This window comes from Algoriphagus sp. NF (genome assembly GCF_028823735.1).
GTDB lineage: Bacteria > Bacteroidota > Bacteroidia > Cytophagales > Cyclobacteriaceae > Algoriphagus > Algoriphagus marincola.
Genome location: NZ_JAPEIB010000023.1, coordinates 39704 through 61068, shown reverse-complemented (window position 1 = coordinate 61068; position 21365 = coordinate 39704). Strand labels below are relative to the sequence as shown.

The 21365-nt window shown below is 42.7% G+C and carries 24 protein-coding genes and 1 tRNA gene; 14 read left to right on the top strand and 11 right to left on the bottom strand.

What is annotated here, in order from left to right:
- Positions 1–306 precede the first annotated feature (306 nt).
- The 3 genes from OU792_RS12155 to OU792_RS12145 all read right to left on the bottom strand — a co-directional run bounded on the left by OU792_RS12155 (position 307) and on the right by OU792_RS12145 (position 1991).
- Positions 307–528 (bottom strand): hypothetical protein, encoded by a 222-nt coding sequence (locus OU792_RS12155; RefSeq protein WP_134199717.1) that lies wholly within the window; start codon positions 526–528, stop codon positions 307–309.
- A 127-nt stretch (positions 529–655) separates the two neighbouring features.
- A complete protein-coding gene (locus OU792_RS12150) occupies positions 656–1306 on the bottom strand; it encodes a DsbA family protein (protein ID WP_134199718.1) in 651 nt (216 codons plus the stop codon).
- Between the two features lie 457 nt (positions 1307–1763).
- Positions 1764–1991 (bottom strand): cysteine peptidase family C39 domain-containing protein, encoded by a 228-nt coding sequence (locus tag OU792_RS12145; protein ID WP_134199719.1) that lies wholly within the window; start codon positions 1989–1991, stop codon positions 1764–1766.
- 125 nt (positions 1992–2116) lie between these two features.
- Between OU792_RS12145 and OU792_RS18680 the strand changes: the two genes are divergently transcribed.
- The 3 genes from OU792_RS18680 to OU792_RS12135 all read left to right on the top strand — a co-directional run bounded on the left by OU792_RS18680 (position 2117) and on the right by OU792_RS12135 (position 3165).
- Positions 2117–2401: a helix-turn-helix domain-containing protein gene (locus OU792_RS18680; RefSeq protein ID WP_446698896.1), complete on the top strand. Its 285-nt coding sequence runs from the start codon at positions 2117–2119 to the stop codon at positions 2399–2401.
- A 232-nt stretch (positions 2402–2633) separates the two neighbouring features.
- Positions 2634–2873 carry an addiction module protein gene (locus OU792_RS12140; RefSeq protein ID WP_134199722.1) on the top strand — a complete coding sequence of 80 codons (240 nt, stop codon included), beginning with the start codon at positions 2634–2636 and terminating at the stop codon, positions 2871–2873.
- The gene (locus OU792_RS12135) at positions 2851–3165 is read left to right on the top strand and encodes a type II toxin-antitoxin system RelE/ParE family toxin (RefSeq protein ID WP_134199724.1); all 315 of its coding nucleotides are present in this window, start codon (positions 2851–2853) and stop codon (positions 3163–3165) included. Before OU792_RS12140 ends, OU792_RS12135 begins: the two co-directional genes overlap by 23 nt.
- A 148-nt stretch (positions 3166–3313) precedes the next feature.
- Here OU792_RS12135 and OU792_RS12130 read toward each other — a convergent pair whose 3' ends face one another.
- From OU792_RS12130 to OU792_RS12110, 5 genes are all read right to left on the bottom strand, one after another.
- Positions 3314–3793 (bottom strand): DUF4252 domain-containing protein, encoded by a 480-nt coding sequence (locus tag OU792_RS12130; RefSeq protein WP_134199725.1) that lies wholly within the window; start codon positions 3791–3793, stop codon positions 3314–3316.
- Positions 3794–3977: 184 nt separating this feature from the next.
- The gene (locus OU792_RS12125) at positions 3978–4508 is read right to left on the bottom strand and encodes a DUF4252 domain-containing protein (protein ID WP_274670299.1); all 531 of its coding nucleotides are present in this window, start codon (positions 4506–4508) and stop codon (positions 3978–3980) included.
- 3 nt (positions 4509–4511) lie between these two features.
- The gene (locus OU792_RS12120) at positions 4512–4934 is read right to left on the bottom strand and encodes a hypothetical protein (RefSeq protein ID WP_026947779.1); all 423 of its coding nucleotides are present in this window, start codon (positions 4932–4934) and stop codon (positions 4512–4514) included.
- A 7-nt stretch (positions 4935–4941) separates the two neighbouring features.
- The gene (locus tag OU792_RS12115; protein ID WP_274670298.1) at positions 4942–5421 is read right to left on the bottom strand and encodes an RNA polymerase sigma factor; all 480 of its coding nucleotides are present in this window, start codon (positions 5419–5421) and stop codon (positions 4942–4944) included.
- An 893-nt stretch (positions 5422–6314) separates the two neighbouring features.
- Positions 6315–6387 (bottom strand) — tRNA-Phe (locus tag OU792_RS12110).
- Between the two features lie 103 nt (positions 6388–6490).
- On the opposite strand from OU792_RS12110, the gene OU792_RS12105 reads away from it, so the two are divergent.
- From OU792_RS12105 to OU792_RS12090, 4 genes are all read left to right on the top strand, one after another.
- Positions 6491–7828, top strand: a complete 1338-nt coding sequence (locus OU792_RS12105; protein ID WP_274670297.1) for a 4Fe-4S dicluster domain-containing protein — start codon at positions 6491–6493, stop codon at positions 7826–7828.
- A 120-nt stretch (positions 7829–7948) separates the two neighbouring features.
- A complete protein-coding gene (locus OU792_RS12100; protein WP_274670296.1) occupies positions 7949–8740 on the top strand; it encodes a (Fe-S)-binding protein in 792 nt (263 codons plus the stop codon).
- Positions 8741–8817: 77 nt separating this feature from the next.
- Complete coding sequence (locus OU792_RS12095; RefSeq protein WP_274670295.1) at positions 8818–9303, top strand: hypothetical protein; 486 nt, start codon at positions 8818–8820, stop codon at positions 9301–9303.
- A 38-nt stretch (positions 9304–9341) separates the two neighbouring features.
- Positions 9342–11270: an OmpA family protein gene (locus OU792_RS12090; RefSeq protein WP_134199733.1), complete on the top strand. Its 1929-nt coding sequence runs from the start codon at positions 9342–9344 to the stop codon at positions 11268–11270.
- Between the two features lie 669 nt (positions 11271–11939).
- Here the strand turns inward: OU792_RS12090 and OU792_RS12085 are convergent.
- The 3 genes from OU792_RS12085 to yihA form a co-directional block, all read right to left on the bottom strand.
- Entirely contained in the window at positions 11940–12242 is a 303-nt protein-coding gene (locus OU792_RS12085) for a hypothetical protein (RefSeq protein WP_274670294.1), read from the bottom strand.
- Between the two features lie 135 nt (positions 12243–12377).
- Positions 12378–12809, bottom strand: coding sequence for a DUF5606 family protein (locus OU792_RS12080; protein WP_274670293.1), 432 nt, complete (start codon positions 12807–12809; stop codon positions 12378–12380).
- A 38-nt stretch (positions 12810–12847) separates the two neighbouring features.
- Complete coding sequence (gene yihA, locus OU792_RS12075; protein WP_274670292.1) at positions 12848–13459, bottom strand: ribosome biogenesis GTP-binding protein YihA/YsxC; 612 nt, start codon at positions 13457–13459, stop codon at positions 12848–12850.
- Positions 13460–13751: 292 nt separating this feature from the next.
- On the opposite strand from yihA, the gene ubiE reads away from it, so the two are divergent.
- The 7 genes from ubiE (at position 13752) to OU792_RS12040 (ending at position 21257) form a co-directional block, all read left to right on the top strand.
- The gene (gene ubiE / locus OU792_RS12070) at positions 13752–14474 is read left to right on the top strand and encodes a bifunctional demethylmenaquinone methyltransferase/2-methoxy-6-polyprenyl-1,4-benzoquinol methylase UbiE (RefSeq protein ID WP_026947789.1); all 723 of its coding nucleotides are present in this window, start codon (positions 13752–13754) and stop codon (positions 14472–14474) included.
- Positions 14423–15223, top strand: a complete 801-nt coding sequence (porT, locus tag OU792_RS12065) for a type IX secretion/gliding motility protein PorT/SprT (protein WP_134199742.1) — start codon at positions 14423–14425, stop codon at positions 15221–15223. Before ubiE ends, porT begins: the two co-directional genes overlap by 52 nt.
- Before the next feature lie 40 nt (positions 15224–15263).
- Positions 15264–16022: an SDR family NAD(P)-dependent oxidoreductase gene (locus OU792_RS12060; protein WP_274670291.1), complete on the top strand. Its 759-nt coding sequence runs from the start codon at positions 15264–15266 to the stop codon at positions 16020–16022.
- A 4-nt stretch (positions 16023–16026) separates the two neighbouring features.
- Positions 16027–16770 (top strand): M15 family metallopeptidase, encoded by a 744-nt coding sequence (locus OU792_RS12055; RefSeq protein ID WP_274670290.1) that lies wholly within the window; start codon positions 16027–16029, stop codon positions 16768–16770.
- Between the two features lie 211 nt (positions 16771–16981).
- Positions 16982–18061, top strand: coding sequence for a quinone-dependent dihydroorotate dehydrogenase (locus OU792_RS12050; RefSeq protein WP_274670300.1), 1080 nt, complete (start codon positions 16982–16984; stop codon positions 18059–18061).
- Between the two features lie 15 nt (positions 18062–18076).
- A complete protein-coding gene (locus OU792_RS12045; RefSeq protein WP_274670289.1) occupies positions 18077–20569 on the top strand; it encodes an FtsK/SpoIIIE family DNA translocase in 2493 nt (830 codons plus the stop codon).
- A gap of 34 nt (positions 20570–20603) precedes the next feature.
- A complete protein-coding gene (locus OU792_RS12040) occupies positions 20604–21257 on the top strand; it encodes a LolA family protein (protein WP_024283546.1) in 654 nt (217 codons plus the stop codon).
- Positions 21258–21365: the final 108 nt, after the last annotated feature.

The window sequence follows — 21365 nt, the reverse complement described above, 5'->3', positions numbered from 1 at the left end:
ATTTTTTCCAAGAGATTGCTTGAATCTGAATTTTCGGACCAATTCCTTGTACATGAATAAGCCAAGAAACCTAATAGAATAAATACTGGTTTTTTTATGTCAATGAATAATGCTTTCATTTAACAGGGGTTATAATTGAAATTTTATAGACATGATTTGTTCTCCTATAAGAGATAACATTATGTAAAAAATAATTTTCATGAAGTTTCTCCTCCTTATCAAAGATTGCATATAAATCTATGTAAGACAAAGATCACTTTTCAAGTTAATTGGAACACCCAAAATGGATGTCCCAATATATATTAGTTACTGTACTTTTTTGCAATCTATAATGCCAACACAATCTGGATATGCATCTGCCTCTCCAGGATTTGTACCATCATAAATCATTATTGTAACTGGTCTTCTGCCATTGCATGTGCATTGATAAAAACCATTTCCGTTACCTCCAAAAATGTTTGCTAAGGCGTTTCTAGTAAGGATATCCTCTTCGTTTACGGTTAATTTTCCTATACTTAACTTTTTCATAGTTTTTTAATTTAAATAGTTATTGAATAATTTAACTAAATGAGCTAATCCTCCGACAATTTCAGTCACCGGAGACTGTGACTATTCATCGCGATTGAATATTTTTTTCTGCATCAGCAGATTTTTTTTAGTTTAAGACATATTTCAAATCCTCCACTGCATAGTTGGATGGCAACTCATAGCCATTGATGAAAATCGTGGGCGTATGATCAATCTGCTCCTTGTCTGCCCAGTCCAGCATGGCCTTGATGTTGGATTCTTGCTTTGCCAGTTCTCCATTCAGTGGATACTTTGCCGCAAAGGCTTCATAATCTTTATTATCCTGACTATACCACTCATCCAAGGCTTGGCGAGTCTGTTCTAAATCTCCTTGAGAAGCAATACCCAAGAGGTGCCGGATTGTCTTGAGTCTGACCTCATCTGCTCCTCCGGGTACAAATACGATCTGTAAATCAATATTCCCGGCTTCATAGAGCTGCTCCAAAAGCGGATGCGTTCGGGCACAAGGACCACAGTAAGGGTTGCAGACTTTCAATATATGATATTTAGGATTAGCCCCATTTAGAAATATCCCTAATCCCTCGGGATCGGAAGTGATCTGTCTTGATGTGCTCAGAAAATAGTCGAAAAGCTCCCTATTGGACAGAATCTTCGCCAACTTGCTTTTGGTAGTGTATAGCTCTTTTTGAGTCATTAAGTAAGGCTTAATGCTGATCCAAGCGAGGTAGATACCCTTCCTCCAGAAATATTCTTCAACTTGACTTTTCCGAAACTTCATTGGTGATCATTTTATAAGTCGGGTAGCTAATTTGAAAGAATAAACACCTATTTAATCGGTTTTACCTCTGAGATATTAATAAAATCCGATCCTTTTCTCCCCATTTAGACCTCATCGATTCTTTCCGCCTTCGATACTTTTGAAGACCAAAAGTATCCAAAAGTCTTGGGCCTCGTTATTTTCTTGCCGCTGATAGTATTTACAGCATTTATAAAACTAATGCACAGCGGCATTTTGTCCTGCTTTGCCACCCTAAAAATGACTGGATTCCCGAAACAAGTTCGGGACTAAGTCATTTTTTTCACGGGTTTGCAAAGCACTCCAAAACCGAAAATCCCGTAAGGCCCAGTCCACCGAAGATTTTCAGTCCAATTCATTGAACTGTATTTGCCAATTGATTCAATTTTGATTCAGAAAATCCATTTATCCCATTTTCAATACACTCGAGACCGTTCCTTCAACTCAAAAGCTTACTAACCACACAGGGCAGGGGAAGTTGATCCAATTTTTCCTCATCGAGCTGTAGCGCAAGGCTTTCTACTTTGTATTCGGCCAAGGTATCGGATATAGCCAGTAAGGAATCCGGCTCAGGATGAGTGAGCAATTTTTCCTTCAAATAGTACATGCTATAAGGCAGTTTGATCTGATCAAATAGCTTCTTTACGCAGAAAAGACTGTTTTCCATAATTTTAAAACTAAAAAAATCTAAATTTTCTTTGACTTTAAATTCTTAGTGCTAATTTGGAGTGCCTTTAGGTAAATACCTAGTAAGATATTTCTAATTTTTAGTAACTTTTTACTTGTTTGAAAATGGAATTGGGATCACGGTTGAAAAAAGCACGGGAAGCAAAAAAGCTTTCGCAGCAGGAAGTTGCTCATCTTTTGGAAGTGTCCCAGAAAACTCTTTCCAATATCGAAAGTGGAAAAACAGTTCCGAATATCCTTCAGATCGCCAAACTTGGACGGATCTACGGTTTGGACATGGTGGAATTTTTAGCAAAATCAGGTATTTCTTTATCCCCCCCCCCCCCCGCGCGCAAACTCATATACCATTGGAAGAGCCACAGGAATCAAAAAACCAAAGGTCTGAATTAGATCTTGATCGGTGAAAAAACTTAAAGGCAGGATTTTTTGGGAAGGAAGGGAATAAATCATTTTCTCTTCACCGATTGTGAAATGAAATATGTCTATTTTAAAGCTACTTTATTTCTAAAGAAAATGATAGAGGGGAAAGATGGAATTAGAGGAACTCAAAGTGATTCTAGAAAATTGTAAAATCAAGTGATTGAATAAATCGTTACCTTTTGAGATTCAAAATTATTATTGTATGGATCTATTATCTGTAAAAATTGACCTAATTCATTGGCTTACCGAGCTTCAAGATCAATCTGTTCTTGAAAAGGTTCAAGAGCTTAAGGAGAAACAGGAAAGTTCTATTGTTTTAAGTAAAGAACAACAAAAGGAACTACAAGACAGGATTGAAATATATGATAAGGGAGAAATGGAGTTTTCTTCTTGGGATAGCGTTAAGAACCGGATAAGACGTGGCGCTAGAGAATCCTTATGAGTACCGTTTATCCAAGGAGGCTGAGATTGATGTATTTGAGGGCTATCTATGGTATGAAAACCAAAGGATAGGCTTGGGGGAAGAATTTTTAGCCGCACTTGATGCAGCCGAACAAATTATAAGTAAATATCCTAGATCTTTTCAGGTTCGTTATAAAAAGAAGGTAAGGGCCTTTGTTCTAGACCGTTTCCCGTATTTAGTCTTTTATGTTTTCAATAATCCTACTATTGATGTAATATCCGTATTTAATATAAATCAAAATCCCCGAAAGTGGAAAAAGCGGATAAAGTAGCAAAAATCAACTAGTTGAGAGTTTGAAAAATAATTTCTCTTTTTCCATAATAAGTCGTGTTTGTGTCAACTTATTTCAGGACGAGACAGTCAAACAAAAAAAGCTACCAAATTCGCTGGTAGCTTAATTTTTTCTTTTTGAAACTTTCCTACTTCCTGCCTTGCTTCATCGCTTCGGCTACGAGCTCCTGAGCAAAGGAACCTTTGAGTTCGACGACCATTAGGTCTCCCGCATCGTCTCCGACGAGCACCACTAGGTCGGAGATCGTTTTATTGCCTTTGGAATAAACCCTGATTTCACCCTCATCGGCCATTTCCATCAGTAGTTCATAGCGTTCTTTCTCCAGTCCTTTTTTAAGGGCTTTGTATTCTGCACCGCTTCGATCGGCATTTTCCGGGAGCTTGAAGAAGTTGAGCTTCTCGATAGACTTGGCTACCGTAGCCATGTCATCTTCATCCAAATCAATTTTGAAGCCTTCGGCGAAATTCATGAAGTTCCCTCCCAATTCCATGTGGAAGAAATCCTCTTCCCCTTTATACTTTTCATACAGTGCTTGGACAGATTTGCTTTGGGCCTGAACGGTAAATACCATTCCAAATAATGCGATGGCTAAAATCAGCTTTTTCATAGTAATTTGTAATTATTGGTTTAGTTTTAATTGATGTCAGCTTTTCTGTTAGTAATCAAAGAGAATGGCCTACAAGGAGCCTAGAGTATCGGAATAAAGGGGCTTCGATCTTCATTCTTCCGACTTCCAGCCAAGAAAGTATAGAAAATAAGGCCGCTGACATGATTTTGTATATTGATAAGTTTTATTTCTGTTTGTTTCCTTTTCCGTATTGATCCATGCCGGGTATGTTGGTTTTGTCAGCCAGCATATTGAGCTCCTCGTAGGTGAAAGTTCCAAGAAGGGACATCAGGGTAAACTCACTTTTCTCACCGGATATCATCAGCAGCTCGCGGACCAGTCCGCCTTCCTCACGTACGAGGAATTTCAGGCTGGAGCCTTTGTCTTGGACATCCATCAGTTCTTCGTATTTGTTTTTGGTCAGGGAACTGTAGGCTTCCTTGTACATAGTCATGCCGTCCACTTCATCGGAGGATAGGATCCGGATCCCGCGCACTTTTTGGATTAGCTCTCCCAGGTCTTGTGATTCGGCTTCCTCGGCGTTGTTTTTCAGAAAGCCTCCCGCCATCTGCATCATCTTAGGAGAGATATACACCCGGCTAAAGCGGTCGTCTTCCATGTAATTGGAAAAAAAGCGCTGAATCGCGTCATCCTGAGCCAGAGAAGTCAGGATACTTCCGAAGAAAAGGAGGAATAGAAGTATGATTCTGTTCATGATTTATTTTTCTAGAGGTTTGAAGAGTTCATTGGTAGTATTGAGGTATTTGAGATCATTCATTTTTTGAAGCTGCTGCTGTCCTTCGGAATATTTCTCCTGGAAAAGAGACAAAGCGGCCATGACCTCATGATAGGCTTGTTCTTCTTGCTGTCTCTCATAGGCTTGCCAACCAAAGTATGTTCCGATCAGGATCAGAATAGAGGCGGCCCAACCCATCCAGGAGAGGTTTGCCAATTGGGTTCTTCTTGGTTTTTGGAGGTTGTGCGGTTCTTCTTTTGAAAAGTCCTCCAATTCAGCAAACCAAGCTTTTTCTGATTCAAATCCATCAGATTTTTTCAGGAGCTCTCGGAGTTCAGCTTCCTCCTCGAGGGTGCTTTCTCCAGCCCAGTAGCTATTCAGAAGTTTTTCTATTCGTTCCTTCATGGTTTTTTCACTTTTTTTGGTACTCTTCCCGGAGTTTTTTTCGGGCCCGGTGCAGGTTGACTTTTACTTGCTCAATCGAAATCTCCAGGTATTCGGCGATTTCCTCATAGGTCAGGCCCTCGCTTTCCCGCAACTGAAAGATCTGGCTCTGCTTCTCTGGAAGTTTGGCTACGAGCCGCATCAGATCAGAAAGCTGCTCATTTCCTTTTTCCAACTCTTTGGGCTCTTCCGATGGCTCAATTTCGCCTTCCAGCGAGATTATCCGTCCGTTTTTTCGAAAGTGCATCAAAGCTTCATTTTTCAAACTTCGGATCATCCAAGCCTTCAGGTTAGGATGCTTTTCCAATTCATCTTCCCGCTGAAAGGACTTTTCGAAGACATTTTGAAGGAGGTCTTCGGCCAGGGCCCGATCTTTCACCCAGAGGAATGCCATCCGAAATAGCGTTCCGCGCAAAGGCCAGATATGTCCTTCAAAAAATGAATTCATTTGTGTAGGTGATGCTTGAAGAATCTAAAGGTTACAATTTTTTGTAAAAAAATTTTTGGGTTCGGGTAATAGGTATTTCACCATTAGCGCAAGTTTCTCGACTTTTGCCATCAGGAGTGCAATCTTCACGATTTATCTAATTTTCATACGCTTTTGCTTATTGCAAAAAAGTCTTCCAAGGTTTATTTAGTAATACGGATATTATTGGATCACATATTGGCAAAACAATGCTAAATACCGCCTTTTTAGTACAGAATTTTCTATTCGTTCTTTTGGCTTGACCCAAAAGAACCAAAAGGTCAAGACACAGCAAAGCTTCCACCGCACAAGGCCGGACGCTGGCCCGGTGCTGTGTCATCCCACGCGCCCAATCAATTTAAGTTTTGTGTTTGGCTAGGCTACTATATTTTGATTCTTCTGTTATGCTCTCTTAAGACGAAGTCTCTTTAAGCCATATCGCAAGTTTTCCGACTTGTGCTGATAATGATGCATTTTTCTGACTGTTTTTCTTTTGGTATTTGGCGGTCAGGAGACTGCTTGCTGATTGGCTTTTTCATCCCGCTCGGACTCTTTGCAGGGATTTTACTTTGAGGTGTTGTTTTTTCCAAGACTAATTTGAAAGTAAATGGAAATGAATGCCGTAGGCATGGCTGGTTTATTACTACCTTTCTATCCTATCGAAATTCGATGCTGGTAATTAGTCTAAATTCTCCCCAACTGCATATTTCAATTGTTTAAGCAATCAATAATTTTAGATTCGTTTTAAATTAGAAATAAAAAATAGTATGCATGCAGACTATTTCTTACTTTGCATTCATGAATGAGATGGGTCAAATAGGTCTGAATACTCCGCAGAAGGGCATAAAAAAAGCCCCGAATTTCTTCGAGGCTCGTGGTGATGAGTGGACTCGAACCACCGACTCACGGATTTTCAGTCCGATGCTCTACCAGCTGAGCTACATCACCTTTTGTTAAAGTGATGCAAAGGTAGGTATTTGTGTATTTGATGCAAATCATTCTGTCAAAAAAATATTGAAAAGAATCTTCAACATTACTTAATCGTATCGAAATGAGCTTTTTACCTCAAGTTGCTTTTTTGATCATTTTGGCGGTAGCTGCCTTTATTATCACCAAAAGGGTGCGCTTTCTGAAGCGCAACATCTTTTTGGGAAAGGGAGAGACCCGAAATGATCAGCCTGAAGCCCGCTGGAAAACCATGCTTTTGGTCGCATTTGGCCAGCAGAAAATGTTCAAACGCCTGATTCCGGCTTTTCTCCACCTGTTGATCTATGTAGGTTTCATCGTCATCAATCTGGAGGTGTTGGAGTTTATTTTGGATGGAATTCTCGGGACGCATCGGCTTTTTGCCCCCATCCTTGGATCGGCCTACACAGTAGCCATCAATATCTTTGAATTTCTAGCGGTGGCGGTATTGATCTCTTGTGTGGCTTTCCTCTGGAGAAGGAATGTCAGCAAGGTGCCTCGCTTTACCAAGCCCGAGATGAAAGGTTGGCCTGCGCTGGATGGAAACTTGATCCTTGTCATCGAAATTGTTCTGATGCTTGCCATCCTGACGATGAACGCTACAGATCAGATCGTGGCCAATCGGGGAGATGAGCATTACATCGCTTTGGGAACCTTGTTCTTCAGTAGTTTGATTCAGCCGCTTTTTGAGGGTATGAGTACCGGGTCGTTGGTTTTCGTGGAGCGATTTGCCTGGTGGTTCCACATCGCGGGAATTTTAGCTTTCGCGGTTTATGTGACCTATTCCAAGCACTTGCATATTTTCTTGGCCTTCCCAAATACCTGGTATTCCAACTTGAAGCCAAAAGGAGAGATGGCCAATATGCCGGAAGTTACCAATGAGGTCAATATGATGCTTGGGATTCCGACCGAAGGAAGCAATGAGCCACCTGCAGAAATCGGCCGCTTTGGTGCCAAAGATGTCAATGACCTCTCTTGGGTAAATGTAATGAATGCCTACTCCTGTACCGAATGTGGTCGCTGTACTGCAGAATGTCCGGCTAATCTAACTGGCAAGAAACTTTCTCCCCGAAAGATCATGATGGATGTACGCGATCGGGCGGATGAAGTCGGTAAAAGTATTGACGTCGGTGGACCTGGACTGGAGGATGGCAAATCACTGCTTGGTGACTACATCACCAAAGAGGAATTGAATGCCTGTACTTCCTGCAATGCCTGTGTGGAGGCTTGTCCGGTCAATATTGATCCGCTAAGCATTATTCTACAAATGCGCCGCTATGTTGCTATGGAAGAGTCCGGAACTCCTGCTCAGTGGAATGCGATGTTCCAAAATATGGAGACCAGTTTCTCTCCTTGGAAATTCAGCCCGCAAGATCGATTTAATTGGGCTGATTCAGTCAAAAATGAGGAGATTTCAGATTGAAAAATTGAAAAATTTGAAAATTGAAAAATTAGTAAACCTAAGTGATTGAATTGTCGAGATTAAGCATTGCTTCAAAGTTTTTCTCCTAAATCCAATATCAAAAATCGTAAATCCGAAAATATGTCTACATATCAAGTTCCAACCATGGCCGAAATGGCCGCGAAAGGCGAAAGTCCGGAAGTTCTTTTTTGGGTCGGTTGTGCCGGTTCCTTTGATGACCGATACAAGGCTGTCACCCAAGCTTTTGTAAAAATCCTGAATAAAGTCGGGGTGTCTTTTGCGGTTTTGGGTCCAGAGGAAGCCTGTACCGGAGATCCGGCGCGAAGAGCAGGGAATGAGTTTTTGTTCCAAATGCAGGCGGTCGCCAATATCCAAGTGCTAAATGGCTATGAAGTGAAAAAGGTGGTCACTGCCTGTCCTCACTGCTTTAATACGATCAAAAATGAATACCCAGCTTTGGGTGGAAACTACGAAGTGATTCATCATTCGCAGTTTCTCCAGCAGCTGATCAACGAGGGCAAGGTTGCTCTGAAAGGAGGAGGGGAGTTTAAGGGAAAGAAAATCACTTTCCATGATTCCTGCTATCTCGGACGAGCCAATGATGTCTACGAAGCTCCTCGGGAAGTCATCAAGGCGCTGGATGTGGAATTGGTCGAGATGAAGCGATGCCGAACCAAGGGTCTTTGTTGTGGGGCAGGAGGGGCGCAGATGTTTAAGGAGCCGGAGCCAGGAAAGAAAGATGTCAATATCGAGCGGACAGAGGAGGCCTTAGCTACCGGAGCGAATGCCATTGCTGTGGGTTGCCCGTTTTGCCTCACCATGATGACCGATGGGGTCAAAAATAAAGAGCGCGAAAATGAGGTGCAGGTTTATGACCTGGCTGAAATGATCGCCAAAGACATGGGAATATAAGTCTGATAAAGATTGAATCAATTCGACCCTTTTTGCCGTTAGGTAGAAAGGGTTTTTCTTTGTCAAAAAATCAAATAATGTACGTAGCCTTCCAAAATTTATCAGAATCAAGCAGGGTTTGGGTGTATCAAGCTGACCGCAAACTCAGTGAAAAGGAATTGGAACTTGCCACAAGTGAATTGAAATCCTTCTGTGAGGGATGGAATGTGCATGGAAATGGGATTTTGACTTCCTTCGAGATTTTGGAAGATCAGGTGATTGTCTTGGCTGCCGATGAGTCGAGATCAGCGACAAGCGGTTGCTCGATCGATTCTTCGGTTCGTGCTTTGCAGAAGCTTGAAAATTTGCTGCAAATCAACTTGACTGACCGGGGAAAAGTAGCTTTCAAATCGGCCAATTCCATTCAGATAGCTCCTGCCTTGGGAATCAAATCCAAAGTGGTGGAGGGAGAAATTGATACGGATACCTTGGTGATCAATCCTCTGATTCAGACCAAGGCAGACCTGGAAAGCCTTTGGATACCTGCCTCAAAAAGTTGGTTGAACAAATATTTTCCAAATTAATTAGTAATATTCAGTCCAGATCATCAATGTCTTATCGAATGAAGAATTATTTTTTGGGAATTTTCCTCATTATGCTGTCTCTAGCAGGCTGTAAAAGCCTTCAGGAAAAGGGCACAGACCAGTTCCTCTCAGGAGAATATCAGTATGCTATCAATACTTTTTCACAAATACTGGAGCAAGACACAGCCAATGAGCGGGCCAATGAAGTGATCGCTGAGAGCTATCGGCTTTCCAACCGAATTGAAAATTCTGCGGATTATTATCAAAAATTGGTGGATATTGAACCCAGTTTTGAGCGCTATTTCTTTTTGGGACAAAGTCTCAAAGCGCAACAAAAAGGAGATGAGGCTATCGAAGCTTTCGAAAATGCAAAAAATTATACCCAAGATGAGGCCTTGCTTGCCCGAACTCAGCGGGAGATCGAAGGAATAAATCTAGCGAAAGGGATAGAGAATTACTGGCCTTTCCATGAATTGGTTAATTACCGAGAACTCAATACTCCGGGAGATGATTACGCTCCCATTGTGAGTGAAAATTTCCTCTATTTCACCTCAGCCAGACAGGCTTCGGGAATTTATCCAGCTACAGGCACACCTTACACCAAGCTATTTCGGGCCAGAGCAGAAGATCTTCGAGTGGATGTCAGCGGGATTCAAGCCTTACCGGAATTCCCGAATGAAGAAGGATTGAATCAGGCTGCTATGGCTATCAGTCCGGATGGGAATACCCTGATCTATGCCAGGGGAAATTCTACCTCTCCACGGGATCTTCCTGAGACTGCACTTTTTGCATCTTATTTTAGAGGAGGAGGCTTCACTTTGCCCATTTGGCTGCCCGTGAATGAAGAGGAAAACTGGTGGAACTCTACTCCTGCGTTTAGTCCTGATGGGGAGGAACTTTATTTTGCTTCAGACCGACCAGGAGGCTATGGGGGAATCGATATCTACAAGGCGACCAAATTGGCAAATGGAGACTTTGGAAATGCCGTGAATTTGGGTCCAAATGTGAATACCCCAGGAAACGAGCTTTTTCCTAGACCTGCTCCTGATGGCAAGTTCTTCTTTGCTTCGGATGGGCATCCAGGATTTGGAAAATTGGATCTTTTCGTAGCTGAGCAAGATGAAAATGGAAAACAAGTCATCAAAAATCTCGGTGAGAATATCAATAGTGAGGCGGATGATTTCGGGATCTTTTTTACCAATTACCCTAAAGAAGGTTTCCTGTCTTCCAATCGAGCAGGTGGGATAGGAAATGATGATATCTACTATTTCGAGGATAAAACCCCGAAGCCAAAAATCGTCAACGTCCTGCTTAATGTCTTTACCAAGCAGCGGGTAGCGGGAGAGCCTGATCAGGTTTTGGATAATACTCGTGTGGTGCTTTATGATGGAAACAATAAGCAGATCGGAGGAGACTTTTCGAATAGCAATGGTCGGGTTAGATTTACCCTGGAGCCTCAGTCTAACTATACCATCATCGCTTCAAAAGGCGGTTATTTCTCCAAATCTGTTCCATACAATACCTTCGGAAAAACACCGGATCCAGCTACTTTGGTGCAGGACGTAACCAATGTGACCTTGGATACGACGATTGTTTTGGATCAATTGATCTTGGAAAAGTCCATCGTGCTTGAAAATATCTACTACGATCTGGACAAAGCCGATATCCGACCGGACGCGGCGAAGGAGTTGGATAAACTAGTACAGATCCTGAAAGATAATCCTCAGATTCGAATTGAGTTGAGTTCGCATACAGATGACAGATCTTCTGATGCCTACAACTTGGAGCTTTCGCAGAGACGTGCCGAGTCAGCGGTGAATTACATGGTTTCTCAAGGAATTGCGGCTGATCGGTTGGTGGCCAAAGGTTATGGTGAGACGCAGTTGATCATTGAAAACGCCCAGACAGAAGAGGAGCATCAGGTCAACCGACGTACGGAGTTTAAGGTGATTGAGATTAAGGAATGATAGAAGAGGGAAGAAGGGAGAGGGAAGTAGGAAGTTCTGTTATATTCGGCAGAAATACCATAGAAATAAAGCTCGCAAGCGAGCTGAAATAAGGTCTAGCAGAGCAGATAATCTCCCGCAAAGACTTTGTAAAGTGATTAAGAAAGAGTGCTGAAATGCCAGTCTGCCGTGGCGGACACGATTTTTAATAGCCCTGGGTTTCAACCCAGGGGAAAAAAACAAAAACCGAATTCCAGTGCTGGCCCATGATCTTTGTTTTGGAAACGGAAATAGGATGCCATCAAGACGGAGCTATTCAAAAATATCGCAAGCAGTCAGGAGACTGCCTTATTAAGGCCCAAGTCCTGAGACTTGAGCCAATGTATTGAGTAAGACGGAGGGAGTAGGAAGAGGGAAGTTCGGTGAAATACAGTGGAAATACGATAGAAATATGGCTCGCAAGCGGGCTGAAATACATTGAAACAGATTCCCAGTCAAAGCTATATTTTCCCGCAGATTTTCGCAGAAAAAATCGCAGATTCACGCAGGTTCCTAATTATTTTAAGTACTAGAAATATCAAGCGTATCTCATGACCAAAGGGAGTGTATATCTGCGCAGCCATATTTCACCGAAGGTGTATTTCTTGAGGATCCGAACCTATTTCATCGAACAAAGTAAGGCGTGTAACTTCAAGAATACTTCCTCCAAATTTCAGCCTTCTGTTTTTGTCTTTCCCAAAGTGCCTTAGCCAAATCCGTGGCTACCGAATCAGGTTCCGATTGATGAAGGATTTGCTTGAGGGTGTTTTCCGATAAATCAATTCGATAGCAAATGTTCAGGAGTTTTTCTAGATCCTTGTCCAGTAGATCCCTGACTGCTAAGGTCAAAAGTCTAATTGCCTTTTCCTCATCAAATGCCTCTACCAATTCAGGTAAGTCAAACTGATTTTGGGCCAATTGATAGGCAGTATGTAAAATTGGTTCTTGGTTCATGAGACGAAAAAATGAATTCGTCATCGCGATCCCGACAGGGGAGGGAGAAGCGATCTTAATGATTTTATGGTTGAACGAGAAAAGATTGCTTCACTTTGTTCGCAATGACGAAATATTAATTATTAAGGTATAGTCTTATTCCTTTTCTGCGCTTTCTTCTCCTTCTTCGCTAGGGTTGAGCACCTCAGGAGCGAACTTTCGGATGATTTTATACCAGCTGATGAGTTTTTTGATATCAGAGACATACACTCTGGTCTCATCTACCTCTGGAAGAATATGTTTCATGAATGCCCGCAATTCGGCATCATCCGGATTACTGTCAAGTCCTAAATCTCCTTCAAATTCTGCCTCGACTTTCTGCATGACCTGCTGTAGTGGCTCCGCACCTTCTTCGGTCAGGGTGTAGATCGAGATATCGCCTAAAATGGAAACTCGATGGGAGATGCCTGCTACTAGCTTGGCTTTTTTCTCATCCATGCTCTCCAAAATCACCCCTGTACGAGTAGGCTTTAATACTTTAAATAGTCCCGGTTTGCCGGAAACTGTTGCAATTTCTTTAAAATCCATTGGTTTAATTTATCAGTATGCAAATATAGAACTTGTGTTTATTCGGCCGCACCGTTTTCATATTCTCTGACGAGTTCTTCGAGGAAGGCATTTACCTCATCTTTTCCCATCTGGTTTTCTGCGCTAGTCACAAAATAGTCTGGTGCTTCTTCGAAAATCTCTTCTGTCTTTTTCAAAAATTTTCGAACATTTTGGTCGGTTTTGGTTTTCGAGAGTTTATCAGCTTTGGTGAAAATCAAAGCAGCCGGCACACCATTGACTCCGCACCAAAGCAGAAATTCCAAATCAATTTTTTGGGGCTCTAAGCGACTATCGATCAAAATAAAAACTCCGCAAAGATTCTCTCGTTTGGTCAGGTAGGTTTTGATCATGTTTTCCCAGCCCTCCTTGACTTTGACATTTACCTTGGCAAATCCGTAGCCAGGCAAATCCACCAAATACCATTGATCATTGATCAGAAAATGATTGATCAATTGCGTTTTGCCGGGAGTTTGGGAGGTTTTTGCCAATCCTTTTTTATTGGTCAGCATGTTGATCAGGGAGCTTTTGCCCACATTGGATCGGCCAATGAAGGCAATCTCAGCCCGATCAGGCTTGGGACAGTTGCCCGGATTGGAATTGGAAATGACAAACTCGGCTTTGCGGATCATAATATTTTATTTGAGCGCAAAATTAGAACTTAAACCCGAAATATACATTAGACTTCCTGTTACGAGCCCAAAACGCTTTCAAATCAACCGCTTCGCTGCATTTAGCTCAATCACCGTAGCGATGCTATGTCTTTTTCGCGAAATACTTGATTTCCTTGCGTTTTGAACTCTTACTACGGATCCTAGTGTATAATCTGGGTTAAATCCGAAGAGACTAAATGCTTTATTAGCTAACAATTTTCCCTTCCTCGGGTTTCTTCAGTAATATTGCGCACCAATTACAGAATTACTGATGTCCGTAGTCCCTTACAAAGATAAAGAAGACCCTAAAAAAGCTCAGGTTGCTGAGATGTTTAACAATATCAGCCCCAAATATGATTTGCTCAATCATGTTCTGAGCCTAGGTATTGATATCATTTGGCGAAAGAAAGCCGTCAAAATGCTCAAGGCTGATCAGCCGAAGTTGATTTTGGATATCGCTACCGGTACCGGAGACTTCGCGATTGAAGCTTTGGCGCTGAAACCCGAAAAAATCATCGGGGTAGATATTTCGGAAGGTATGCTTGCCGAGGGCAGAAAAAAAATGAAAAACCGAAAGCTGGATCATATCATCGATTTACAGCTAGGGGATTCGGAAGGATTACTTTTTGAGGATAATAAGTTTGATGCCGTGATCGTTTCCTTTGGTGTCAGAAACTTCGAAAATCTGGAAAAAGGACTGGCAGATATGTATCGGGTGCTGAAGCCGGGCGGGAAAACCGTGATATTGGAATTTAGCAAGCCTAGGTCATTTCCAATGAAACAGGCCTACTCTTTCTACTCCAATGCTGTTTTGCCTCAAATTGGTAAAATTGTATCCAAGGACAATTCTGCTTATACTTATCTTCCCGAATCCGTTCAGGCATTCCCGGATGGACAGGATTTTCTGGCAGTCTTAAACAAAGTAGGATTTCACAGCACCGTATGCAAACCGCTCACTTTTGGTATCAGTTCGATTTACGTAGGAGTAAAATAGGGGTAATTACCCTATTTCTGACTTTTTTAACTTTATCGTCCACCAATGCTCAAGGCTTATTTGGCTTGACAAGTACGTCTGGTTCGGATGATAAGCTTTTATCTTATGGGTTTTTCCTTGCAGGTCATACCAGTACCTATCGATTGAAATATGCGGACCGATTTGTGCAAACACCCAATACTGCCGGTCAGAATGTACGTGCTATTTTCCCAAAATATACCCCCGGCTTTTCTTTGGGATTTATAGGAATGCTGCGCTTTCATGACCAAATGCAACTTTTATTCACACCTAAAATCGGGTTTTATGAGTTCAGAACGGAGGTTCAATATTTTTCGGATGACTTGGTGCCGGATATCCCCAACCCAGACGAACCGGTTAGTCCTGCAGTAAATGTCAATACCCTCATCAGTGAATCCACGATGATTGAGTTGCCGCTTTTGCTGAAGTATCGCTCACAGCGATTCAATAATACCCGGATGTATTTTATCGGAGGAGCGAGCTACATGTTCCGCACCAAGACTCAGGACGAGGCAAACTTGGAAGATTTGGTAACTGTGGGGCAGGACTACACTATTGAGTTGGGGATGGGATTTGAGGTGTACTTTCGTTATTTCAAATTTGCCCCTGAGATCCGCTTTTCTCATGGTTTAAACAATCTCTATCAACCCGAAAATACCATTCCTGAAATACGCGATGCCATCTCCAGCATCAAGCGAAAGTCAGTGACGATTTACTTGAATTTTCAATAGTCGGCTTTTCGAAAGTTTTCATTTATCCTAACTTGTCCAAATGGAAAGAAAAATAGCATTAATTACCGGGGCGACCTCCGGAATAGGAAAGGCCTGCGCCTTGATTTTGGCAAAAAACGGCTATGATCTGATCGTGACAGGTAGAAGAACTGATAGATTGGAAGCTTTCATGCAGGAGGTTCCCAAAGGTGTGGAAGTGCTTCCTTTGACTTTTGATGTTCGGGACAAAGAAGCGGTATTTGATTTATTGGGAAATCTCCCGGATCGATGGAAAGGGATCGATGTCCTGATCAATAATGCCGGGAATGCCCATGGAATGGATCCTATTCAGACGGGGAGTACGGATGACTGGGATGCCATGATGGATATTAATGTCAAAGGCTTGCTGTATGTGTCCAAGGCAATCATCCCGGGAATGTGCGAGCGGAAATCCGGGACTATCATCAACATTGGCTCCATCGCTGGTAAGGAAGTCTATCCAAATGGGAATGTCTATTGTGGCTCCAAGCATGCCGTGGATGCCATCACCAAAGGAATGCGGATCGATCTAAATCCATTTGGAATCAAAGTGATAGGTATTCACCCGGGATTGGTGGAGACGGAGTTTTCACTGGTTAGATTTAAGGGAGATGGGGATAGGGCCGAAAAAGTCTATCAGGGTTACGAGCCTCTTTTGGCTGAGGATATCGCAGAAATCGTGGAATTCTGTGTGAATAGACCGGCACATGTGGTTTTGGCTGATATTGTAGTTTTGCCTACCGCACAGGCTTCAGCGACCATGGTCAATAAAAAATCCTGATTAAATGAAATACGCATCACTACTTTTTACAGGGCTGGTTTTTGCCTGCAGCACGCCGAAAAGTGATCAAGAGGTCTTTTCCGAGCAACAACGAGAAAACTTGGAGCCGCTAGTTGAGAAGATCGATGAGCCCGTTTCAGAGTTGGAGCAAAACTTGATCGAACAAGGTCTGGTCAACTTGGAGGAGGTGATCCCCGGAATTCGGGTGGAGCTAAAATATTCCACTGAGGATAACTTTTTTGGTCAGGACGTCTATGGCGATTTGACTAATGCATATCTACAACCGGAAGTAGCTGAGATGCTTAGGCAAGCACAGGAAAAGCTTCAGTCAGAGCATCCCAATCTTGTCCTTCATGTCTATGATGGCGTTCGTCCCCGCTCTGTGCAGCAAATTCTTTGGGATAATTTGGACAAGCCGGACAGTGTCAAACCACTTTATGTCGCTGATCCAAAAGTAGGGAGCTTGCATAATTTTGGGGTGGCGGTAGACCTGACAATCTTTGACACAGAAGCTGATTCTGTATTGGATATGGGTACGGGCTATGATTTCTTCGGTTATGCGGCTTATCCCGATCGGGAGGAGCAAATGCTTCAAGAAGGTGTCATTAACCGAGAGCAGGTCAAAAACCGTGATATTCTCCGAAAAGTCATGACAGAATCCGGATTTTCAGGGATTGGTTCGGAATGGTGGCATTTCAACGCCTATTCCCGAAAGGAAGCAGGAGAGAAATTTAAAATTGTGGAGTGATGCTTAAAACTTTCGATGATCTCCAGATTCCTTATGGGGATTCAGAAAGTCTTTCCTTAAACTTCGGCTCCATTGAACAAGCTGTTCGCCTTTCTGTGCAGAAGGGAATTCGGAATCTGGTTCAAGATTGTAGCTGTTAATTCATCCCTTTTTTAAAGGGGAATTTTGAGTGGGAATGGCTACTTTTGTCCAAAAGGAAAAAAGTAATCCCGTGTATAAAACTCTCCTAAAGCCTTTCTTTTTCACCAAGCCTGCTGAAGAAGCGCATCATTTCACTGTCAATCTCACCCAAAAGACATTCAATTTTCCAGTTTTAGGATCTTTGATTGGAAGTGTTTTCCATTTGGAGGATAAGCGCCTCGAGCGGGAGGTTTTTGGTTTGAAATTCAAAAATCCCGTTGGCTTGGCTGCTGGCTTTGATAAGGATGCCAAGTTGATTGATGAGATGGCTATGCTGGGTTTTGGTTTTATCGAAATCGGTACGCTTACCCCAAAACCACAGGAAGGAAACCCGCAACCTAGGCTATTTCGCTTGCCGGAAGATGAAGCCTTAATCAATCGCATGGGATTCAATAATGGAGGAGTTTTGGATGCCGTGGAAAGGCTGAAGAAGCGAAAATCTGATGTGATCATCGGAGGAAACATCGGCAAAAATAAGGTTACCCCCAATGAAAAAGCGGTAGATGATTACCTCTTTTGCCTAGAGGCACTTCATCCATATGTAGATTATTTTGTGGTCAATGTAAGCTCACCCAATACGCCCAATTTGCGTGATTTGCAGGAAAAGGAACCTTTAAAAGCACTTTTGACGGCAGTCAAGAATACAAATGATGAAAAAGAACAGCCTAAACCAATCCTGCTTAAAATCGCTCCCGATTTGACAGAGGGCCAGTTGGACGATATCATCGAAATAGTGGCAGAAACCAAAATAGATGGGGTGATTGCGACGAATACGACCATCGATCGAAGCGGATTAAAAACAGCTAAAAGTGAAGTGGAAGCCATAGGAGCCGGAGGTCTCAGCGGGAAGGTTCTGAAGAATAGAAGCACAGAAGTCATTCGCTATTTATCCTCCAAGTCTAAATCCGCCTTTCCGATTATCGGTGTGGGAGGAATTTACTCTGCAGAGGATGCCATCGAAAAGCTGGAGGCAGGTGCAAGTTTAGTACAGGTGTATTCAGGCATGATTTATGAAGGACCTAGCCTTATCAAACGCATTAAAAAAGGCTTGATCGGTTATTTTTCAGGTAAAAATTCCAAATCAAATCCTGAAACCGTATCTTCCAATTAGTATTGAAACGCGTCTATGCCCAGCAGTTCTACAAAAACCAATACTTTTCGAAAAAAAGGCGAAAAGCCTAAAAAAGCTAATTCCAGCGCTTCTAAATTGAATTTTTCCTTCGGGAATATCAAAAACTCAAAGTTGGTTCTTGCGCTTGGAATTATCCTCATGTCTTTGGGGATTTTTCTCTTTTTTGCCTTCCTCAGCTATTTGTTGAGCGGTGAAGCTGATCAAAGTTTGGTCATGAATTCTTCGGAAGAATCCACCCGGTCGATTGCCCGAGAATCTCAAAACTGGCTGGGGTGGCTAGGCGCACAGGCAAGTCACTTACTGATCTATCGATGGTTTGGAGTTGCAGCATTTCTATTCCCGCCCTTTCTCTTTATTCTGGGATTTCGATGGGCTTTTAAGATTAGCCTGATTTCCCTGAATCGCTACCTAACTTTTGCCTTATTCTTCACCTTTTGGCTGGGATTGCTGACAGGATATATCGTGATTTTGGTCAAAGGCTACTCCTATTGGAGTTTCCTTTCAGGAGGTTTTGGCTATGAAATGGCCAAGCTTTCGGCAGATTTTCTGAGTTGGGGGACCTTTATTCTGCTTGCTGGTTCTCTGTTGATTTTTGTGATTTTCTTCTTCGATATTGACAAGTTGGATTGGTTCAGCCTGAAAAGCTCCGATCCGGAGGAGTCAATTATTCAGGAGAATGAATTGGTGGAGGAAGATTTAGCGATCAAGCCTCAATCCAAAAATGAAGATCCCTTCGGATTGGAAGAGCATGAGGAAGAAGAAGAAGACTTGATGGATGATGGTTCTTCCTGGACTGTAAAAAATGCAGAGGAAGAAAACACGGATGAACTGCCGGAAGAAGATGATCTATTCGAGATCAATCAGGTAGATCTTTTAGCAGAAAATACAGATCCGAAGCCTGAAAAACCCGTGGAGGAAAAGCAGTTTTCAGTGACCAAAGCTGAAAGCACAGAGAAGACCGCCGAGGAAGTTGAAAACCTGGATCCTTATGATCCAACCTTGGACTTGCCGAAGTATAAGTACCCTTCCCTTGACCTGCTGAATGAGTATGATCTGCAAAAAGTGACTGTCACCAGACAGGAACTGGAAGACAATAAAAACAAGATTGTCGAGACCCTTGAAAACTTTAAAATAGGGATTCAGGAAATCAAAGCGACCATCGGACCGACTGTAACGCTTTATGAAATCGTACCTGAGCCAGGGGTAAAAATTTCCAAAATCAAAAATCTCGAAGACGATATTGCTTTGAGTTTGGCAGCTTTGGGAATCCGAATCATTGCTCCTATTCCAGGAAAAGGCACAATTGGTATTGAGGTGCCTAATAAAAACCGGGAATTAGTGCCGGCAAGGGCAGTTTTAGGCACGGAGAAATTTATGCGATCCGATAAGGATTTGCCTATTGCTCTTGGGAAAACCATTTCCAATGAGGTCTTTGTCGCTGATTTGGCAAAAATGCCTCACTTGCTGATGGCAGGTGCTACGGGACAGGGTAAGTCAGTGGGTCTCAATATGATTTTGGCCTCATTGATTTATAAAAAGCATCCGGCGCAGCTGAAGTTTGTCTTGGTCGATCCGAAAAAGGTAGAGCTTTCCTTATTCAATAAGATCGAGCGGCATTTCTTGGCAAAGCTTCCTGGATCGGAAGAGGCCATCATCACGGATACCAAAAAAGTTATTTACACGCTGAATTCTCTCTGTATCGAGATGGACAATCGATACAATTTGCTCAAAGATGCCGGCGCTCGAAATCTCAAAGAGTACAATGCCAAATTCATCGCCCGCAAGTTGAATCCAGAAAAGGGACACAAATTTATGCCCTACATCGTCTTGGTAATTGATGAATTGGCGGATTTGATGATGACAGCGGGTAAGGAGATCGAAGGACCCATTGCTCGATTGGCACAATTGGCGCGGGCTATTGGTATTCACTTGGTAGTCGCTACGCAAAGACCATCTGTCAATGTGATCACGGGTATCATCAAGGCTAATTTCCCAGCCAGGCTTTCTTTCCGGGTTACTTCCAAAATTGACTCGAGAACCATTCTGGACGGCGGAGGAGCAGATCAGCTGATCGGTATGGGAGATATGTTGCTGTCACAGGGCTCAGAGATGATTCGACTGCAATGTGCATTTTTGGATACACCTGAGGTGGACGCTATTTGCGATTGGATAGGGGAGCAAAATGGCTATCCTGATGCGTACTTGTTGCCTGAGTTTGAAGGTGAAGAGAGCGACAGCGGTATAGGTGAAATTGATTTAGCGGATAGGGATCCACTTTTTGATGATGCAGCGAGGTTGATTGTGCTTCATCAGCAGGGTAGCACTTCACTGATCCAGCGAAAGATGAAGCTTGGGTATAATCGGGCCGGCCGTATCGTTGACCAGCTTGAGGCCGCAGGAATCGTTGGTCCATTTGAAGGCTCCAAGGCTCGGGAAGTTCTTATCCAAGATGAAGCTAGTTTGGAACAGTTATTGAATAGTTTGTAGTCGCCGTACATTCATCCCCATTCGGCTACAGATTATGAAAAAAAATATTCTCTTTCTTAGTTTTTTTTGCCTGATGTTTATTGGTTTTCAGGTGCTTGCGCAAAAGGATCCGAATGCCAAATCGGTCCTAGATGCCATGAGTCAGAAGTTCCAGGCCATGAATGGTTTTACAGCAGAATTTGACTTTACGTATCAGGATGGAAGCGGAAGCTCAGATAGACAAAGCGGGGAAGTGGCCGTCAAAGGTGAGCAATACCGACTGAAGCTTCCTGAGCAAGAAATCTTCAACGATGGAAAGACCGTGTGGACCTTTATTCAGGCGGACGGGTATCGTGAAGTGACCATCAATGACGTCAGTCAGATGGAAGGGGAATTGACCCCGTCCAATATTTATCGGATGTATGAGTCTGGATTTGACTACAAGCTTTTAGCAGAAAAAACCTATCAGGGTAAGAAAGTCCAGGTAGTCGAATTGAACGCTACCAGTGCAGACGCTCCTTTTGCTCAGGTGAAATTGATGATCGATAAGGGGACCAAGGATCTGCTAGGCTGGGAAATGTTTGATGGACAGGGAGGAATGTATTCTTATTCTTTCAAAAACCTGAAGGCCAATGCCGACCTTCCTCCGACCTACTTTGCCTTCGACACCAAGAAATACCCCGGTATCGAGGTGATTGATTTGAGGTAGGTTTTTTAGGTTGGGTGTCCGTTGCTTACTCAAACCAGCCATAGCAGCCGATTTCTTTCCTGGTAACTTCTCTACTTTCTACAATCAAAATCTAATTTTTTGAAGCAA

Excerpts from the sequence above, each read along its gene's own strand:
- OU792_RS12090 (WP_134199733.1), top strand. The coding sequence starts at position 9,342 with ATGAAGAATTATTTTTTGGGAATTTTCCTCATTATGCTGTCTCTAGCA.
- OU792_RS12125 (WP_274670299.1), bottom strand. The coding sequence starts at position 4,508 with ATGAACAGAATCATACTTCTATTCCTCCTTTTCTTCGGAAGTATCCTG.
- OU792_RS12055 (WP_274670290.1), top strand. The coding sequence starts at position 16,027 with ATGAAATACGCATCACTACTTTTTACAGGGCTGGTTTTTGCCTGCAGC.
- OU792_RS12150 (WP_134199718.1), bottom strand. The coding sequence starts at position 1,306 with ATGAAGTTTCGGAAAAGTCAAGTTGAAGAATATTTCTGGAGGAAGGGT.
- ubiE (WP_026947789.1), top strand. The coding sequence starts at position 13,752 with ATGTCCGTAGTCCCTTACAAAGATAAAGAAGACCCTAAAAAAGCTCAG.
- OU792_RS12085 (WP_274670294.1), bottom strand. The coding sequence starts at position 12,242 with ATGAACCAAGAACCAATTTTACATACTGCCTATCAATTGGCCCAAAAT.
- OU792_RS12120 (WP_026947779.1), bottom strand. The coding sequence starts at position 4,934 with ATGAAGGAACGAATAGAAAAACTTCTGAATAGCTACTGGGCTGGAGAA.
- OU792_RS12155 (WP_134199717.1), bottom strand. The coding sequence starts at position 528 with ATGAAAAAGTTAAGTATAGGAAAATTAACCGTAAACGAAGAGGATATC.
- OU792_RS12140 (WP_134199722.1), top strand. The coding sequence starts at position 2,634 with ATGGATCTATTATCTGTAAAAATTGACCTAATTCATTGGCTTACCGAG.
- OU792_RS12080 (WP_274670293.1), bottom strand. The coding sequence starts at position 12,809 with ATGGATTTTAAAGAAATTGCAACAGTTTCCGGCAAACCGGGACTATTT.
- OU792_RS12105 (WP_274670297.1), top strand. The coding sequence starts at position 6,491 with ATGAGCTTTTTACCTCAAGTTGCTTTTTTGATCATTTTGGCGGTAGCT.
- OU792_RS12130 (WP_134199725.1), bottom strand. The coding sequence starts at position 3,793 with ATGAAAAAGCTGATTTTAGCCATCGCATTATTTGGAATGGTATTTACC.
- OU792_RS12045 (WP_274670289.1), top strand. The coding sequence starts at position 18,077 with ATGCCCAGCAGTTCTACAAAAACCAATACTTTTCGAAAAAAAGGCGAA.
- OU792_RS12100 (WP_274670296.1), top strand. The coding sequence starts at position 7,949 with ATGTCTACATATCAAGTTCCAACCATGGCCGAAATGGCCGCGAAAGGC.
- OU792_RS12040 (WP_024283546.1), top strand. The coding sequence starts at position 20,604 with ATGAAAAAAAATATTCTCTTTCTTAGTTTTTTTTGCCTGATGTTTATT.
- OU792_RS12060 (WP_274670291.1), top strand. The coding sequence starts at position 15,264 with ATGGAAAGAAAAATAGCATTAATTACCGGGGCGACCTCCGGAATAGGA.
- OU792_RS12115 (WP_274670298.1), bottom strand. The coding sequence starts at position 5,421 with ATGAATTCATTTTTTGAAGGACATATCTGGCCTTTGCGCGGAACGCTA.
- OU792_RS18680 (WP_446698896.1), top strand. The coding sequence starts at position 2,117 with ATGGAATTGGGATCACGGTTGAAAAAAGCACGGGAAGCAAAAAAGCTT.
- porT (WP_134199742.1), top strand. The coding sequence starts at position 14,423 with ATGCAAACCGCTCACTTTTGGTATCAGTTCGATTTACGTAGGAGTAAA.
- OU792_RS12145 (WP_134199719.1), bottom strand. The coding sequence starts at position 1,991 with ATGGAAAACAGTCTTTTCTGCGTAAAGAAGCTATTTGATCAGATCAAA.
- OU792_RS12095 (WP_274670295.1), top strand. The coding sequence starts at position 8,818 with ATGTACGTAGCCTTCCAAAATTTATCAGAATCAAGCAGGGTTTGGGTG.
- yihA (WP_274670292.1), bottom strand. The coding sequence starts at position 13,459 with ATGATCCGCAAAGCCGAGTTTGTCATTTCCAATTCCAATCCGGGCAAC.